The organism is Paenibacillus sp. y28 (genome assembly GCF_037137075.1).
Lineage (GTDB): Bacteria > Bacillota > Bacilli > Paenibacillales > NBRC-103111 > JBBBNV01.
Map to the genome: position 1 here is coordinate 1 of NZ_JBBBNV010000048.1, position 14,502 is coordinate 14,502.

At 55.2% G+C, this 14,502-nt stretch carries 13 protein-coding genes and 2 pseudogenes; 2 read left to right on the forward strand and 13 right to left on the reverse strand.

The window, feature by feature from the left end:
• Positions 1-579: 579 nt before the first annotated feature.
• Positions 580-780, reverse strand: a pseudogene (locus WBG83_RS21415) (hypothetical protein); the annotation flags it as partial.
• Positions 781-855: 75 nt separating this feature from the next.
• The gene (locus WBG83_RS21420; protein ID WP_336747416.1) at positions 856-1,806 is read right to left on the reverse strand and encodes a helix-turn-helix transcriptional regulator; all 951 of its coding nucleotides are present in this window, start codon (positions 1,804-1,806) and stop codon (positions 856-858) included.
• Between the two features lie 154 nt (positions 1,807-1,960).
• Here WBG83_RS21420 and WBG83_RS21425 point away from each other — a divergent pair, with 154 nt between their 5' ends.
• Entirely contained in the window at positions 1,961-2,854 is an 894-nt protein-coding gene (locus tag WBG83_RS21425; protein WP_336747417.1) for an SDR family oxidoreductase, read from the forward strand.
• 191 nt (positions 2,855-3,045) lie between these two features.
• Here WBG83_RS21425 and WBG83_RS21430 read toward each other — a convergent pair whose 3' ends face one another.
• The 10 genes from WBG83_RS21430 to WBG83_RS21475 all read right to left on the reverse strand — a co-directional run bounded on the left by WBG83_RS21430 (position 3,046) and on the right by WBG83_RS21475 (position 13,743).
• Positions 3,046-4,248 (reverse strand): trans-sulfuration enzyme family protein, encoded by a 1,203-nt coding sequence (locus WBG83_RS21430; protein WP_336747418.1) that lies wholly within the window; start codon positions 4,246-4,248, stop codon positions 3,046-3,048.
• A 43-nt stretch (positions 4,249-4,291) separates the two neighbouring features.
• The gene (locus tag WBG83_RS21435; RefSeq protein ID WP_336747419.1) at positions 4,292-5,050 is read right to left on the reverse strand and encodes a creatininase family protein; all 759 of its coding nucleotides are present in this window, start codon (positions 5,048-5,050) and stop codon (positions 4,292-4,294) included.
• Positions 5,051-5,366: 316 nt separating this feature from the next.
• Positions 5,367-6,191 (reverse strand): carbon-nitrogen hydrolase family protein, encoded by an 825-nt coding sequence (locus WBG83_RS21440; RefSeq protein WP_336747420.1) that lies wholly within the window; start codon positions 6,189-6,191, stop codon positions 5,367-5,369.
• Positions 6,192-6,269: 78 nt separating this feature from the next.
• Entirely contained in the window at positions 6,270-7,268 is a 999-nt protein-coding gene (locus WBG83_RS21445; RefSeq protein ID WP_336747421.1) for an ABC transporter ATP-binding protein, read from the reverse strand.
• Positions 7,265-8,242: an ABC transporter ATP-binding protein gene (locus WBG83_RS21450; RefSeq protein ID WP_336747422.1), complete on the reverse strand. Its 978-nt coding sequence runs from the start codon at positions 8,240-8,242 to the stop codon at positions 7,265-7,267. The genes WBG83_RS21445 and WBG83_RS21450 overlap by 4 nt, the downstream gene beginning before the upstream one ends.
• Before the next feature lie 18 nt (positions 8,243-8,260).
• Entirely contained in the window at positions 8,261-9,184 is a 924-nt protein-coding gene (locus tag WBG83_RS21455) for an ABC transporter permease (RefSeq protein WP_336747423.1), read from the reverse strand.
• Positions 9,185-9,200: 16 nt separating this feature from the next.
• Positions 9,201-10,133: an ABC transporter permease gene (locus WBG83_RS21460; protein ID WP_442955867.1), complete on the reverse strand. Its 933-nt coding sequence runs from the start codon at positions 10,131-10,133 to the stop codon at positions 9,201-9,203.
• Between the two features lie 59 nt (positions 10,134-10,192).
• The gene (locus tag WBG83_RS21465; RefSeq protein ID WP_336747425.1) at positions 10,193-11,740 is read right to left on the reverse strand and encodes an ABC transporter substrate-binding protein; all 1,548 of its coding nucleotides are present in this window, start codon (positions 11,738-11,740) and stop codon (positions 10,193-10,195) included.
• Positions 11,741-11,755: 15 nt separating this feature from the next.
• Complete coding sequence (locus tag WBG83_RS21470; RefSeq protein WP_442955868.1) at positions 11,756-12,937, reverse strand: M20 metallopeptidase family protein; 1,182 nt, start codon at positions 12,935-12,937, stop codon at positions 11,756-11,758.
• 80 nt (positions 12,938-13,017) lie between these two features.
• On the reverse strand, positions 13,018-13,743 hold the full coding sequence (locus tag WBG83_RS21475) for a FadR/GntR family transcriptional regulator (protein ID WP_336747428.1): 726 nt from the start codon (positions 13,741-13,743) through the stop codon (positions 13,018-13,020).
• 352 nt (positions 13,744-14,095) lie between these two features.
• On the opposite strand from WBG83_RS21475, the gene WBG83_RS21480 reads away from it, so the two are divergent.
• A complete protein-coding gene (locus WBG83_RS21480) occupies positions 14,096-14,314 on the forward strand; it encodes a hypothetical protein (RefSeq protein WP_336747429.1) in 219 nt (72 codons plus the stop codon).
• Here the strand turns inward: WBG83_RS21480 and WBG83_RS21485 are convergent.
• A pseudogene (locus tag WBG83_RS21485) lies at positions 14,305-14,502 on the reverse strand (hypothetical protein); the annotation flags it as partial. The gene WBG83_RS21480 and the pseudogene WBG83_RS21485 overlap by 10 nt on opposite strands.

A 14,502-nucleotide genomic window follows, 5' to 3' on the forward strand; every position in this document is an offset into this window, starting at 1 on the left:
TTTTGTCTGCTCGTACTTATGAAACTGGACACCGCTACACATCACAGTATTCTTCAGCTTTATCGTTGGCTTAAAATTCTATTATGGGAACCGATGCATCAATGGATGGAACGAATTCACCGTAAACCTAGTCGAAAATCAGCGGGTAGGCGCAAGAAACAGTGAGCTAGTATTTCCGTCACTCAGGGGAAACTACATAAATTTACCAAATGGACAGAGAGCTACCTTCTGGTGGGCAATCGACTTTTTGGTAATGAAAACTAAAACCTTGTTCAGAATTATTCGAAAACTATGCCACCGACTTTTTATGCAACGCTAGTGCTAGTTATTAGATTAAAAAATCCCGCCTCTCCGTAGGATGGCGGGATTGATTCAGAAGAAACCCGGAAGAAAGCAAGGGACGTATCAGTAGAGGGGGCCGGAGCTCGGAGACGGGCTGCCGACACCAGGCTGTCCTCCACCTCCCATCCCAGGCTGAAACCCCGGCATATATCCCCCTCCGCCAGGACCAGGACCGCCTTGCCCGTACGGCATCGGAATCGGGAATGGAAGGGGGAACGGAAACGGCGGTCCTCCTTGACAGGGCGGGAACGGATTCACGTCCTGGATTTGTCCGTACCGGTAATGCTTGGTGGCGAACTGGGACTGATACAAATATTCCAACAGGAATATTTCCCCGTTCTGAACACTGCACAGCACCCCCGACACCCCCTGCCCGTTCCGTAACGAGACCCCGACCGGACGGCCAATCCATTGAAATGCTTTTTGCTGCCACGGCATATGTTAATCCCTCCTAAACGCTATAGGATAGCCTATGTCGGCAGGGAAAAATGGTTATTCGCCGCGCGCCCATTTTTACCGCAGGTACCGCTGCCGCAGCGCCTCCAGCTCCGACAGCACGGCGTTACGTAGCTGTTCGGGCGCAGCAACCTCGGCCAGCGCCCCGAAGCTGAGCACCAGCTCAAGGGCCGATTCCAGCGTATGAAAGCGCACCTCCGCCTCCACGTCATCACCGTCTGCAGACCGGCAAGCAATAAGCTGGACATAAGGCTCCCGTTCGATACGCGGCAGCAGCCTGCGGTCGCATAGCAGCACCGCCGGATAGACTGGAAGCGAAGCTTTAAACTGCGCCGTCGACTGCTCCCAATACGCGGCCAAGTGAAACCCCGCCGGACGATCGAACACTTCGTCCAGCAGCCGGGCATCCACAATGCGGGAAATGCGGTACGTCCGCAGTTCCCCCTCCGCTTCAGCCGCAGCATACCACGTGCTTCGTTTCGCCACCAGGCCGAGCGGATGAATAACCCGCTGCACCTGCTCCGTCTCCTTCCGGTATGTAATCCTTACGGCGCGCTGCGCCCAAACCGCTTCTTGTATCAAGGGGAGCAGCGGTGCCTGCTCCGCGCCCTGATGCCAGCCCGCCCCGTCAATATGAATACGCTCGCGCACTTCTTCCGCAGCGCTGCGCATCTGGGCCGGAGAAGCGGCCAGCAGCTTCTGAAAGGCCGTCTCATAGTTCCCCTCCAGCCCCAAATCGCCAAGCAGCGCGGAGGAAGGCGCAACGAGCAGGGCCAGCAGCTCCTCCAGCTTCATACCTGTCAGGTTCGTCCGGTAGCCGCCCGTCAGCGCCCAGCCTCCGGCCGCCCCCCGCTCTGCAAATACCGGAACCCCGGCCGCACTGAGCGCCTCCATATCCCGGTGTATCGTTCTCTCCGACACCTCCAGCTTCTCCGCCAGCTCCCGCGCCGTTAATCGCCCATAATTTTGCAGGAGCAGAAGAAGAGAAATCAGCCGATCCGCCCGCATAGTGACCCCTCCCGTTTTTCCAGATCTCGTTTCTCATATCATGTTGTTCTTTCCATTTTTTTAGTGTAGCACAACGAATATGACAATGGCTGTCATGATTACAGGAGATACTAGTCTTATATTTCCCTATTTCAACTCAAAGGAGCGTACACAGATGACTACAAAACCACTGCAGGGCCGAATTGCTCTTGTAGCCGGCGCGACCCGGGGCGCAGGCCGCGGGATAGCCATGATGCTCGGAGAAGCAGGCGCAACTGTATATGTAACCGGACGAAGCACACGGACCCGCCACTCGGATCTGGATCGTTCGGAAACGATTGAGGAGACTGCTGATTTGGTGACGGCTTGCGGCGGCCAGGGCATTGCGGTTCCGGCCGATCATACCGTAGAGGCGGACGTAAAGGAGCTGATTGCTCAAATTAACAAGGAACAGAATGGCCGGCTGGACCTGTTAGTCAATAACGTCTGGGGAGGCGACCATTTAAGCGAATGGGGGAAGCCGTTCTGGGAGCACTCCTTGACAAACGGGCTTCTGATACAAGAACGAGCCGTTCACTCCCACATGATAACAAGCTATTACGGCGCTCCCCTGCTCCTCGCCCGCAAACAAGGATTAATTATTGAGATTACAGATGGCTTCGACTATCGGTACCGCGGCTCCCTCTATTACAGCCTGGCCAAAATATCAGCCATCCATCTTGCACAGGCGATGGCCGCCGACCTGAAGCCTCACGGCGTAACAGCCGTCGCGCTCAGTCCCGGCTTCCTGCGCTCGGAAGCCATGCTCGATCATTTTGGCGTGACCGAGAGCAACTGGCGTGACGCGGCCAACCAAGATCCGCACTTTTTGATATCCGAGACCCCGTATTATGTTGGCCGCGCTGTTGCAGCTCTGGCCGCCGACCCGGACATCGCCTCGAAAACCGGTCAAATCCTGACTACATGGGACTTGTCCGATGAATACGGATTTACCGACCGGGACGGCAGCCGCCCTCACTGGGGAAGATACGCGGCGGAGCAGGGCTTCTATGATGAGTCCGGGCACTAGACTCGCGCAAGTCGGCGGCGTGGGGACAAATTCAAACGGACCCGGGCATGCGAGATTCATGCCTTTGGTTTTTTCATTATTTCAGAGCCCGACGGCCCGAATCATCCGAATAAATGACAGATAGCCCATGAAATAAAAAAGAACCCGCCTCCCGGATAACCGGAGAATAGGGTTCTTTTAGAAATCATATCCTAGCCTTCGCCTGTCAAGGAGCCTGCCGCACATAGCGCCTGCTCCAGGTCCGCAATAATATCGGCGGGGTCCTCCAGGCCGACAGAAAGACGAATCAGACCGTCGGTAATGCCGAACTTCAGCCGCTCCTCGGCCGGGATCGAGAAATGCGTCATCGTCGCCGGATGCTGAACCAGCGTTTCCGGGTCCCCCAGGCTAAACGAGATCATAGCCAGCTGCAGCTTGTTAATGAACGCTTGTCCCGCCTTCAGGCCGCCCTTGATTTCGAAGGAGACCATTCCGCCCATCCCCCGCATCTGTCTCATCGCCAGCCCATGCTGGGGATGGTCCGGCAGCCCCGGGTAATAGACGGCTTCCACTAGAGGATGACCAGCTAAATAGGAGGCCACCTGCTGCGCGTTATCGCAATGGGCCCGGACACGCAGCCCCATCGTTTTTAGTCCGCGCAAAATAAGAAACGCTTCCCACGCATTCAGATTTTGGCCCAAGTCTCCGGCGATGCGTTTGCGAATAAACTCAATGGTGGATGCAGATCCCACCACAAAGCCGGCTACCACGTCCCCGTGCCCGTTCAAATACTTGGTCGCGCTGTGCACCACAACATCGGCCCCCAGCTCAAGCGGACACTGCAAATACGGCGTCATGAAGGTATTGTCCACGATGAGCGGTATCCCGTGGTCCTTGGCCAACTCCGACAGCCTGCGCAAATCCAGCACCGTCAGCCTTGGATTGGATGGCGTCTCGACATACAAGGCTTTCGTGTTGGGCCGGATTCCAGCACGCACCTGCTCCAAATCCGTACAATCCACAAAATCGGAATGAATGCCGAAGCGCGGAGCAAGAAGCGTAATAAAATTATAAGTTCCCCCATAGACATCCCGGGTGACCAGAACATGGTCGCCCTGCTGCAGGAAAGCGAGCAGCGCGGAGGAAATCGCCGCCATCCCGCTGCTTAGGCCGATGCAGTCTTCCCCGCCTTCCAGCCGGGCCACCTTATGCTCCAGTGTACGTGTTGTAGGGTTTCCATACCGGCCGTAGTAGGTTCCGGCCCGTTCGCCCGCAACCGTCGCTGCCGCCGACTCCGCATCCGCGAAGGCATAAGCCACGGCAGGCACGATAGGCTGGGAAATCGCCCCCGTTTTTTCATCAGGGTGCTGGGCGGCATGGACGGCAATGGTGTCGAATCTCCAGTTCGGGTTCATGGGTTCCCCTCCATTCTATGGATGCAGTCGCGGGTGCACCGCGTTAAGCTTGTGTTGTTCGGTCGGGAATATCCCAGACTTCCTCAAGAAAGCGGACAATGCGGTCTACGGAGCGGTCTACAAGGACTTGCCCCTTTTCCGCCGTTGCAACCTGCGAGTTGCCCACCGTCCCCCAATCTGTATTGTCCGACAGACGGCCGTATTTCATAATTTCCGGAAAAGCGTCCTTTCGCTTGCGGGTCACGTCCATCGTCCTGCTCATATCCACCAGCTCCGGATACAAATGCAGCATAACCGAGGTTCCCGCTTCACCGGCATGAGAGTGCGCCAGCTCACCGGATTCCAGCACGCCTGCATCAACGGTTTTGACGAACCGCCAGTAATCGATCTGCGCCTTGCGGATATCCTTCCGATCCCGCAGTGCATACGCAATCTGGTTAATAATCGGAACATTGCCGGCATGGGAATTCATAAAAAGAAAATCCTTAAAGCCCCATTTCAGCAAGCTGTCGACCACATCGTTCAGATAAGCCTTGAAGCTTTCCGGGCGAATCGTAATCGTGCCGGGGAATTCATCAAGCATTGAGGAATCCCCTACCTCCAGCACCGGCCCGATGATGCCGCCGACACGCCGGGCCACCAGCTCTGCGATTTTGACTGCAACAAGCGAGTCTGATCCGAGCGGCAGATGAGGGCCGTACACCTCAAAGGCACCCGCCGGCAAAATCACCAGATCGGTCTCCTTTTTCCGCTCCGTGAACGTCGTCCAGCTCATTTCTTTCATAAAGTGCGTTGCTTGCATCGCAGACGCTCCCTTCCGTTTCAGGCATTGTCAAATAAGCGTGCACATTGTCCAGCCCCCCTGGGCCCGGGACCGCCCCCCGCCCTCAAGCCTCTGGATGCGCCTTTCCGCACCGCGCGCAGCTCCCAGCGTGCGGTGTTTCGCTGCATGACGGCGGTCGGTCGACCACATCATGCTTCCGCCAGTGCGCGGTATGGCGGCGCATGACGATCGTCAACCACGAGCCGGGGTAGACCCGAGGCGGTAGCAACAGCCGGCCCGGAGCGCTCGCTTCCCCCTCCGGAAGCGGCCTCACAAGCTCAGGCAATTCCGTCTCCTAAGCCTCTGTTCCGTACAGCTCCGGTCTGCGGTGAATGTAGGAAGGCAGCTTGGCGCGTACTTCCTCAAGCCGTTTCAGGTCGATTCGGCAAGGAATCAACGCTTCTGTCTCCGGTCCGGCCACCATCGTTACTCCCATCGGGTCAACGATCAAGCTTTGTCCGATATAGAAATTGTCGCTTACCTTGTCGCAGCCGACCATGAACACGGTGTTCTCGATGGCGCGTGTAGTGACCAGATTAGTCCAGTGCAGCTCCTTCAACGGTCCGCGAACCCAGCCGGAAGGCACGATAATAATATCGGCCCCGTGCATCGCCTGATGACGGGCGATTTCCGGGAAGCGCAGCTCATAGCAGACGAACAGCCCGATTTTGCCGAACGGGGTGTCAATCGGCTGGAACAGCTCGTTGCCCGGCTTAATATTGCGGGATTCGTTGTAGCCGAACGCATCAAACAGATGTGTTTTCCGGTACACGCTCACCACTTCGCCCTCTGCATTGACCACAACCGTCGTGTTGTAAACCCGTTCCTCCTGCGGGTCCTCTACAGCCTCCCGCATTCCAAAAATCATCCAAACCCCGAACCGCTTGGCGAGCGCAGACATGCCCTGTACAAACGGACCGTCCACCGGCTCTGCATCACGCAAGGAAACGTCCTTTGGCGTACCCAGCGGGAAATGGCTCATAAATACTTCAGGAAATACAATCAGCTGGGCACCGTGCACATCCACCGATTCCTGCACGGCTTTTTCCGCTTTTTGAAGATTGACATGCTTATCATCTGTTGACGTCAGCTGCGCCATGACCAATTGAAACGATGACATTCGTATCACTTCTCCTTTATCTGTTCCTTGATCTGCTTCTTGATTTCAGCAATCCTTCGCTAGTCCGTGCTTGTCCGGTTATGCTTCACCAGGCAGCGGAAAATGGCACGCCGCCGAGTGGCCCGCTTCCAGCTCCTCCAGCACGGGGGCCTTGACGCGGCATAATGCCTGCGCATACGGGCAGCGGGTATGAAAGGTACAGCCCTGCGGCGGCTTCGCCGGATTCGGCAGGTCGCCGCTCAGTACGATTCGCTGCTTGCGCAGGGCCGGATCCGGCACCGGCACAGCGGACAGCAGCGCCTGCGTGTACGGATGCTTCGGCCTTGCAAACAGATCGTCCCGGTCTGCCAGCTCCACGATTTTTCCCAAATACATAACAGCGATCCGGTCGCTGATATGCTTAATGGACGGGAGGCCGTGCGCAATGAAAATATACGTTAATTGAAATTCGCTTTGCAGCTTCTTGAGCAAATTCAAAATTTGCGCCTGAATGGAGACATCCAGCGCGGAAACCGGCTCATCGCATACGATCAGCTTCGGCTTCAGCGCAAGCGCGCGGGCGATGCCAATACGCTGCCGCTGCCCTCCGCTGAACTCGTGCGGATGGCGGTCGGCGTGATGCTCGCCCAGACCAACGACCTTCAGCAGCTCCAGCACCTCTTTTTTCAGCTGATCGCCCTTGGCCAGGCCATGCACCCGCAGCGGCTCCGCAATAATATCCATCACCCGCATGCGCGGATTCAGGGACGCATACGGGTCCTGAAATACGATCTGCATATCCCGGCGCACCCGCCGAATCTCCTCCGGTGAAAGCTTCGTCAGCTCGCAGCCCTCAAACCAAATCTCGCCGGCTGTCGGCTCCAGCAGCTGGGTAATCATCTGCCCGGTGGTGGATTTCCCGCAGCCCGACTCGCCCACAATACCGAGTGTTTCCCCCGGATTCACATAGAAGCTGAGGTCGTCGACGGCCCGCACGAATTCCTTCTTCCGTGACAGAAAACCTCCGTTGACGGGAAAATATTTTTTTAACCCTTTGACCTCCAGAAGCGGCTGTTGTGCCCCTTTGTCCGGCTTCATCGCGCTACCTCCTCCGCCCGCAAACATCTGACCCGGTGTCCGTCTCCCTTATCCTCCAGAAGCGGCTTGACCGTCATACACTCGCTGGCGGCATAGGAACAACGAGGATGAAAGGCGCAGCCGACCGGCAAGTCCAGCAGACTCGGGACCATTCCGGGAATGGACTCCAGCTCCTCCCGCTGCTCATTCAGCTTCGGAAGCGAACCGAGCAAGCCGATCGTATACGGATGGCGCGGTCGCGCGAACAAATCATACACAGAGGCTTCTTCAACGATTTCCCCGGCATACATGACCACAACCCGATCTGCCATTTCGGCGACAACGCCCAAATCGTGGGTAATCAGGATGACGCCTGTATGTTGTTCTTCGCTCAGACCGGCAATCAGCTCCAGAATTTGCGCCTGAATCGTTACATCCAGGGCGGTCGTCGGCTCGTCGGCAATGAGCAGCTTCGGGCGGCAGGCGAGCGCCATCGCAATCATGACCCGCTGGCGCATTCCGCCGGACAGCTGATGGGGGAAGCTTCCCGCCACCTTGGCCGCATTCGGAATGCCGACCCGATCCAGCATTTCAATGCTCTTTTGTTTGGTCTCCTGCTTGCTGAGCCGTTGATGGGTGCGAAGCACCTCACCGATCTGATTGCCGATAGTGAAGACCGGGTTAAGCGAGGTCATCGGCTCCTGGAAAATCATCGAGATTTCATTGCCGCGAAGCTTGCGCATTTCCTTGCGCGACAGCTTCAGCAAATCTCGGCCCTCAAACCAGACCTCCCCGCCGACCACGCGCCCGGGCGAAGCAATCAGCCCCAGGATGGAAAGAGAGGTGACGCTTTTTCCGCTTCCCGACTCTCCTACAATAGCCAGCGTCTCCCCGGGCAGCACGGAGAAGCTAACGCCGTCGACAGAAGGAACGACACCCTCATCGGTTGTAAAATACGTTTGCAGTTGTTTCACTTCCAGCAGTTTCGCTGTCATGGTTTTCACCCCGATCCGTTATTCCTTCGTCTTCAGCCGAGGGTCCAGCATATCGCGCAGCCAATCGCCCAGGAAGATGACGCCGAGAACCGTAATCGTTATCGCCAGCCCCGGGAACGTCGCCACCCACCAGCTTGTAGCCAAATACTGCCTGCCGTCGCTCAGCATCCCGCCCCAGGACACTGCAGGAGGCTTAATTCCAAGCCCCAGGAAGCTCAAAGAGGCTTCCAGAATAATCGTCGTTGCCACATTCATCGTGGAGATGACAATAAAGGAGGACATCACATTAGGAAGAATATGGGTGAAAATAATCCGTGCGTCCTTCGCCCCCACAGCCTTGGCCGCGCGGACGAAGTCACGCTCCTTCACGCTGAGCACCTCGGCCCGGACCACCCGTGCATAGGAAACCCAGTTCGTGATACCGATGACGAAAATGAGCGTACCGAGTCCCGGCCCCAGCACCGCAAGAACCACCAGCATGAACAGGATGGTCGGAATCGCCAAAAAGGAATCCGCCACCCGCATAATCACGATGTCAATCCAGCGGCGGTAAAACCCTGCCAGCAGGCCAAGCACCGCGCCGATCGCCCCGGACACCACAACTGCGCCAAGCCCAACGATAATCGAGACACGCGAGCCATACACGATACGGCTCCAAATATCTCTCCCCAGATTGTCTGTCCCGAGCAAATGGTCCGCTGTCCCCCGCTCCAGCCACATCGGCGGCAGCAGCCGCTGGGAAGCATTAATTTTCGCCGGGTCCTGCGTTGCCAGCACCGGTGCGAGCAGGGCAATCAGGATAACCATGAGCACCAGAAGCAGCCCGACGGTGCCCGTTTTGCTTTTTAGCAGAAGCCTCAGCCAGCGCCTTGCCCCGCGTGCTTTGTTTCTGCCTTCCCCTGTTGATACGCCCCCCGCTTCCGTTTGTGCCGAAATCGCCATCGCTCACACCCCCTGACTAGTTGGTTTTAATTCGCGGATCGAGAAACCGGTATATGATATCCGTCAACAAATTACAGGCAATAACAATAACCGAAATGACGAATACAGCCGCCTGAACAATTGACATATCATGCGTATTAATCGCAGACACGAGCAGCTGGCCCAGCCCCGGCCATGAGAACACCGTCTCCGTCACCAGCGTACCGCCGATAAGACTTGTAAACTGAAGGCTCATAATCGTCACGACCGGAATTAATCCGTTCCGGAACGCGTGCTTGCATACGACCACGACCTCCAGCAGCCCTTTGCTCCGCGCCGTGCGGATGTAATCCTGACTTAATATTTCCAGCATGCTGGCCCGGATAAGCCGCGTCATCTGTGCCGCAATCCCGGTGCCCAGCGTCAATGCGGGAAGCACCAGCTGCTCGAAGCTGCCTCGGCCGGAAACCGGAAAGATGCCCAGCATGACGGAGAAAAATAAAATAAGCATGATACCAATCCAGAAATTCGGCATCGCCTTGCCCAGCACCGATATTCCGGAAATAATCAGATCTACAAACGTGTTGCGCTTCAGCGCAGACCAAATGCCAAGCGGAATCGAAAGCACCGTTGCCACAATCATGGCCGCAAGCGCAAGCTCAAAGCTGGCCGGCAGCCGTTCCAGCACAAGCGGCAGCGCCGATTGCCCGTAATGGAACGAGGTGCCGAAATCACCATGCAGCAGGTTACTCAAGAACACGCCGTACTGGACGAGCAGCGGCCGATCCAAACCAAGCGCCTTGGTCAGAATCTCCCGGTCCTCCTCTGTTGCAGTATCCGGGAGCATCAGCGCAACGGGGTCCCCGGTCACATGAACAAGCACAAACACAATCAAGGAGATCAGAAAGAGAACGGGCAGCATCTGCAGTATCGATTTCAATACATATTTCACCAAGCGCCTATCCTCCATCCCCTAAGCTGTAATATGAAGCTAAAGGGGGATGTCTCCCCCTTTAGCTGTAGTTGATGCTATTGCTTTGGTGTAATCTCTTCCACGAAGTACATTTCATCCAGACGCGGCTTGTACTCAATTTTGGAGCCGATGCCGTAATTGCCCTTCATTTGATACAAATAAATGGCCGGACGCTCGACAGCAAAAATTTGTTGTACGCGCTGATACTGCTTCGCGCGCTCCTCCGGATTCATGTTTTTCTCCGCTGCCTGCAGGAGCTGCTCGACTTCCGGATTGTTATAGTCGGTTTCGCCCTTCGCGTTAGCCGCTTTGTAACGGTTGTAGTTGTTGGCGGCGTCATTCATCGAGTTGCCTACGCCAAGCAGGAACAGCTCGTTAAATTTCTTGGAGCTGAGCTTCTCGCTGAATTTGCTTGCTTCCAGAATTTCCAGGTTCACTTCAAAGCCGACTTCCGTCAGCATGGCCGACACCGTCTCCGCTACTTCCTTGTACTGCTCTTGTGCCGAGAAAGTCACCTTCGGCCCTTTATCCGCATAACCCGCTTCCTTCAGAAGCGCTCTGGCCTTGTCCTTGTCTACCAGATACTGCTTGTACAGCGTCTCATCGGCACCGAAGTTGCCTGGAGTAACAGAGGTTCTGGTCGGGATACCCGCGCCGCCCAAAATATTGTCGACGATATCCTTGTCGTCAATCGCCAGGTCAATCGCTTCACGCACCTTCGGATCGGCGGTTACCGCACCCGGAGTCGTGCGGACGATCAGCTGCAGCACCCGTTGAATCGGGGTTTGGGCAATCGTCATGTTGTTGTTGCCGTTAATCCGTTTCAGGTCGGAGGCCGGTACGTTGGCCGCAATATCCACGCCGCCGGTGAGCAGCTCGGATACGCGGGTGGACGCTTCAGGAATTGAACGGAACACCACTTTGTCCCATTTCGGCGTACCGCCGAAATATTCGGTATTTTTGACCATTTCCACACGGTCATCCTTCAGCCATTTGCTGAATTTGTAAGGGCCTGTCCCAACCGGCTCCTTCAGGAAAGCATCCATGCCCTTCTCTTGAATGTATTTCGACGGCATCATGCCAGAGCCGAGACGGGACAACCGATTCAGCAGCAGCGGATCCGGATCAGAAGTAATAATCTCCACATTGTAGTCATCTACAATTTTTACTTCTTTAATTTGCTTGTAAAGCGAATTTTGCAGCAGCTTGCTGTCCCGAGCCGCCCGCTCCAGCGTAAATTTGACGTCAGCGGACGTGAACGGATCGCCATTGTGGAATTTCACGCCTTCTCTCAGCTTGAAGTGCCAAGTCTTATCATCGATTTTTTTCCATTCTGTAGCCAGCACCGGCTTTTTCTCCGTGCCGTCATTTTTGATGAGATAGTCAAACATATTGACCAGAACTGCTTCGCTTTGAGTCGTATTGTTATTATGGAAATCAAAGCTTTGGATATCGGTTGCGCTTGCGATGGTCAATACCTTTTCACCACTAGCCGCGTCCGTTCCCGATTTAGCCCCTTGCCCTTCCTTGGCTGTACTGCAGCCTGCTACAGCGAGCATCGAAGCCAGTACAAGCGAAACCCCTTTAGCATACCAACGCTTCATGTGTAATTCCTCCCCTTATTTAGTTTCATATGATAAAGATGAAGTGGAAACAAAGTTCAAGGCGATAGCAGCCAGCATCGCGGCGCCGTACGGCAGCGCGTTCTCATCCAAATCAAACCGCGGATGATGCAGCGGATAACCGGTAGCCGCCGAGCCATCGCTAATCCCCAGGCGAAAAAACACGCTCGGGACGCTATGAGAATAATAGGCAAAATCCTCCCCGCCCATCGAGGGCTTGGCGTACTCCCAGCGTTTGTCTTGAAATAGCTGTTCGCTGGTTTGTGTCATGAGATCCACCATACTCTCGTCATTCAGCACTGCAGGGTAGCCTGTGAAATAATTCAGCTCATATTGGGCTCCGAAAGAGCTGACGACTCCGCTCACCACATTCTCGATGATCTCCGGCATTCGGGCCCGAAGTGAAGGGGTCAGCGTCCGCACAGTGCCGATCATCTCGACATCCGGGGCAATTGCCGCGCCCATGTAGCCGCCCTGGATTTTGCCAATCGTAATTACGACAGGCTCCAGCGGGTCTACCAGACGGCTGGCCACATGCTGCAAGCCCGAAATAACCTGAGCGGCCACCGTAATGGCGTCTACTCCTTCATGAGGCCTGGCCGCGTGACCGCCTTTGCCGATAATTTTAATTACCAGCTGATCTGCAGCAGCGAACGACACGCCCTTACAAACGGTTAGCCTTCCTGTCGGCAGCGTCGGGAACACGTGCAGCCCGGCCATCGCATCCACCTTCGGATTTTGAAGCACGCCGTCGTCCATCATTGCTTTGGCACCGGCGAGCCCTTCCTCCGCAGGCTGGAAAATAAATTTGATGTTGCCCCGCTTCGGCCTGCCAATCCCGGCCAGCAGCTGCGCGGCTCCCATCAGCATGCTTGTATGGGCATCGTGCCCGCACAGATGGGCTTTGCCGTCTGTCAGCGAGCTGTAGGGCACGACCTTCTGATCCTGTATCGGCAGTGCGTCCATATCCGCCCGCAGACCGATGGTCGGCCCCGGCTGTTCTCCCCTTAGAAGCCCTACCACACCGGTCTTTCCGATTCCTTCCGCCACTTCCATTCCCAGCCTGGACAAATGCTTCGCAACGATCCCGGCAGTGCGAAATTCCTCATAACCGGTCTCCGGATGCCGGTGGAAATCTCTGCGCCATGCAACCATCGGGTCTTTCAGCTTTTCCGCCATGTCAAGAAGCTGATGCAGCTCCAAATGTAACAACCCCCTACGATGTTCCTCTTCCGTGACGATAACGGCTTAACAGCTACCTATTCATGCTGCCCAGTGACCACTCTGGCATAAATTGCAGCAGAGGTCGCATCAATGTGCTGCCTCATTAAATCCTTGGCGCGGCTTCCATCTCTTGAGCTTAAAGCATCTATGAGCTCAAGATGCTTGTCATAGCTTGCCAATTTGATTTGCGTATTATAAGGCATTAAATCCAGCGCCGGATTAATCTTGGTGCGGATTTGCCTGACGGCCTTTTCCAAATAAATATTGTTCGATGCCCGGGCAATCAACAGATGAAACCGCACATCCAGCGCCCGGAATACTTCCCGGCTGCAGTCAGCCTCCATGCTTTTTTCCACATACTCCCGAAGCATCAGCAAATCATGCTTGCTGCACCGCACGGCGGCCAAAAATGCAGCCTCTGGTTCAATCACAGAACGGAACTCAAAAACCTCCTGCATCTCGTTCCAGCCCTTGCGAATTTCCTCGCGGGTCCGGCGGTGGGAGTTCTCCGTAAGCGGAAGCACAAAGGTTCCGCCTTTGGCGCCGAGCCGTTTCTCAATCAAGCCGTTCTGCTCCAGCTGGGATAACGCCTCACGGACAGCCAAGCGGCTGGCATTAAACATCGCAGCCAGATCACGCTCGGTCGGAAGCTGCTCCTCCGATAGGAATTCCTTGAGAATAATGGCTTCTTCCAATTGCTCCAGGATGAAATCACTCATTTTCTTAGGCAGCACCTTCTGAAACGGTGTTTGCGACTGCATCCTAACCCTCCACCTTCCAATGCATTAAGGTCCAAACCTTAAACCTTTTAAATAAATAAAAAAAGAAAAACTGACTGTTTTTCAGTCTTCACTACGCACTTTTTGATCCAATTTAATTTAATAGTAAGTAATCGGATGGACTATGTCAATATATTGTCTGGAAGTTTTGGAAATGTTATTTTTTAGGTCATTTTTTGCCCCGCATGTTCCAATTAAACGTCATGCAGCGAAACACCGCGCGCTGGGAACTGCTCGCGGTGCGGAAAAAGCGTGCGCTAGTCCTTCCAAGCATTCACCAGCCCTGCAATTCCTTCATATAATGCATCACCAGAATATAGGAGGATGAGCGGCCATGAGTAAGAAAGCGGCCAAAAGCAGCAAATTCACCAAAAAGAATACCCCTTCAAACGTAGATAAAAATGCATTTAACATGAAAGTCGTCACATCCGACATTTGTGACAAATGCCGTAAGTGCAGCCGCGGAATCGTATACCTGGAGCGCATGAGCATTCCCGGTGCCGTCGGCCGCGGTGTCCCCTGTATCCTGACCAAAGGCAAGGGCTATAAATAAATCCATAGCAGCGCCCGGCCAACCATAATAAAACCAACCCGGCAAGTCCATCTATCGGGCTTCCGGGTGTGAAACAACTCCTTGAGCTTGATCTTTGCCCCTTTCTTCGGAGGGCGTCCCCGTCCTTGTTTCTTAGCGGCGGGGAACTCGTAAGCAGTGGCGCTAGCTTTCGCCTTGGTGACCAGATC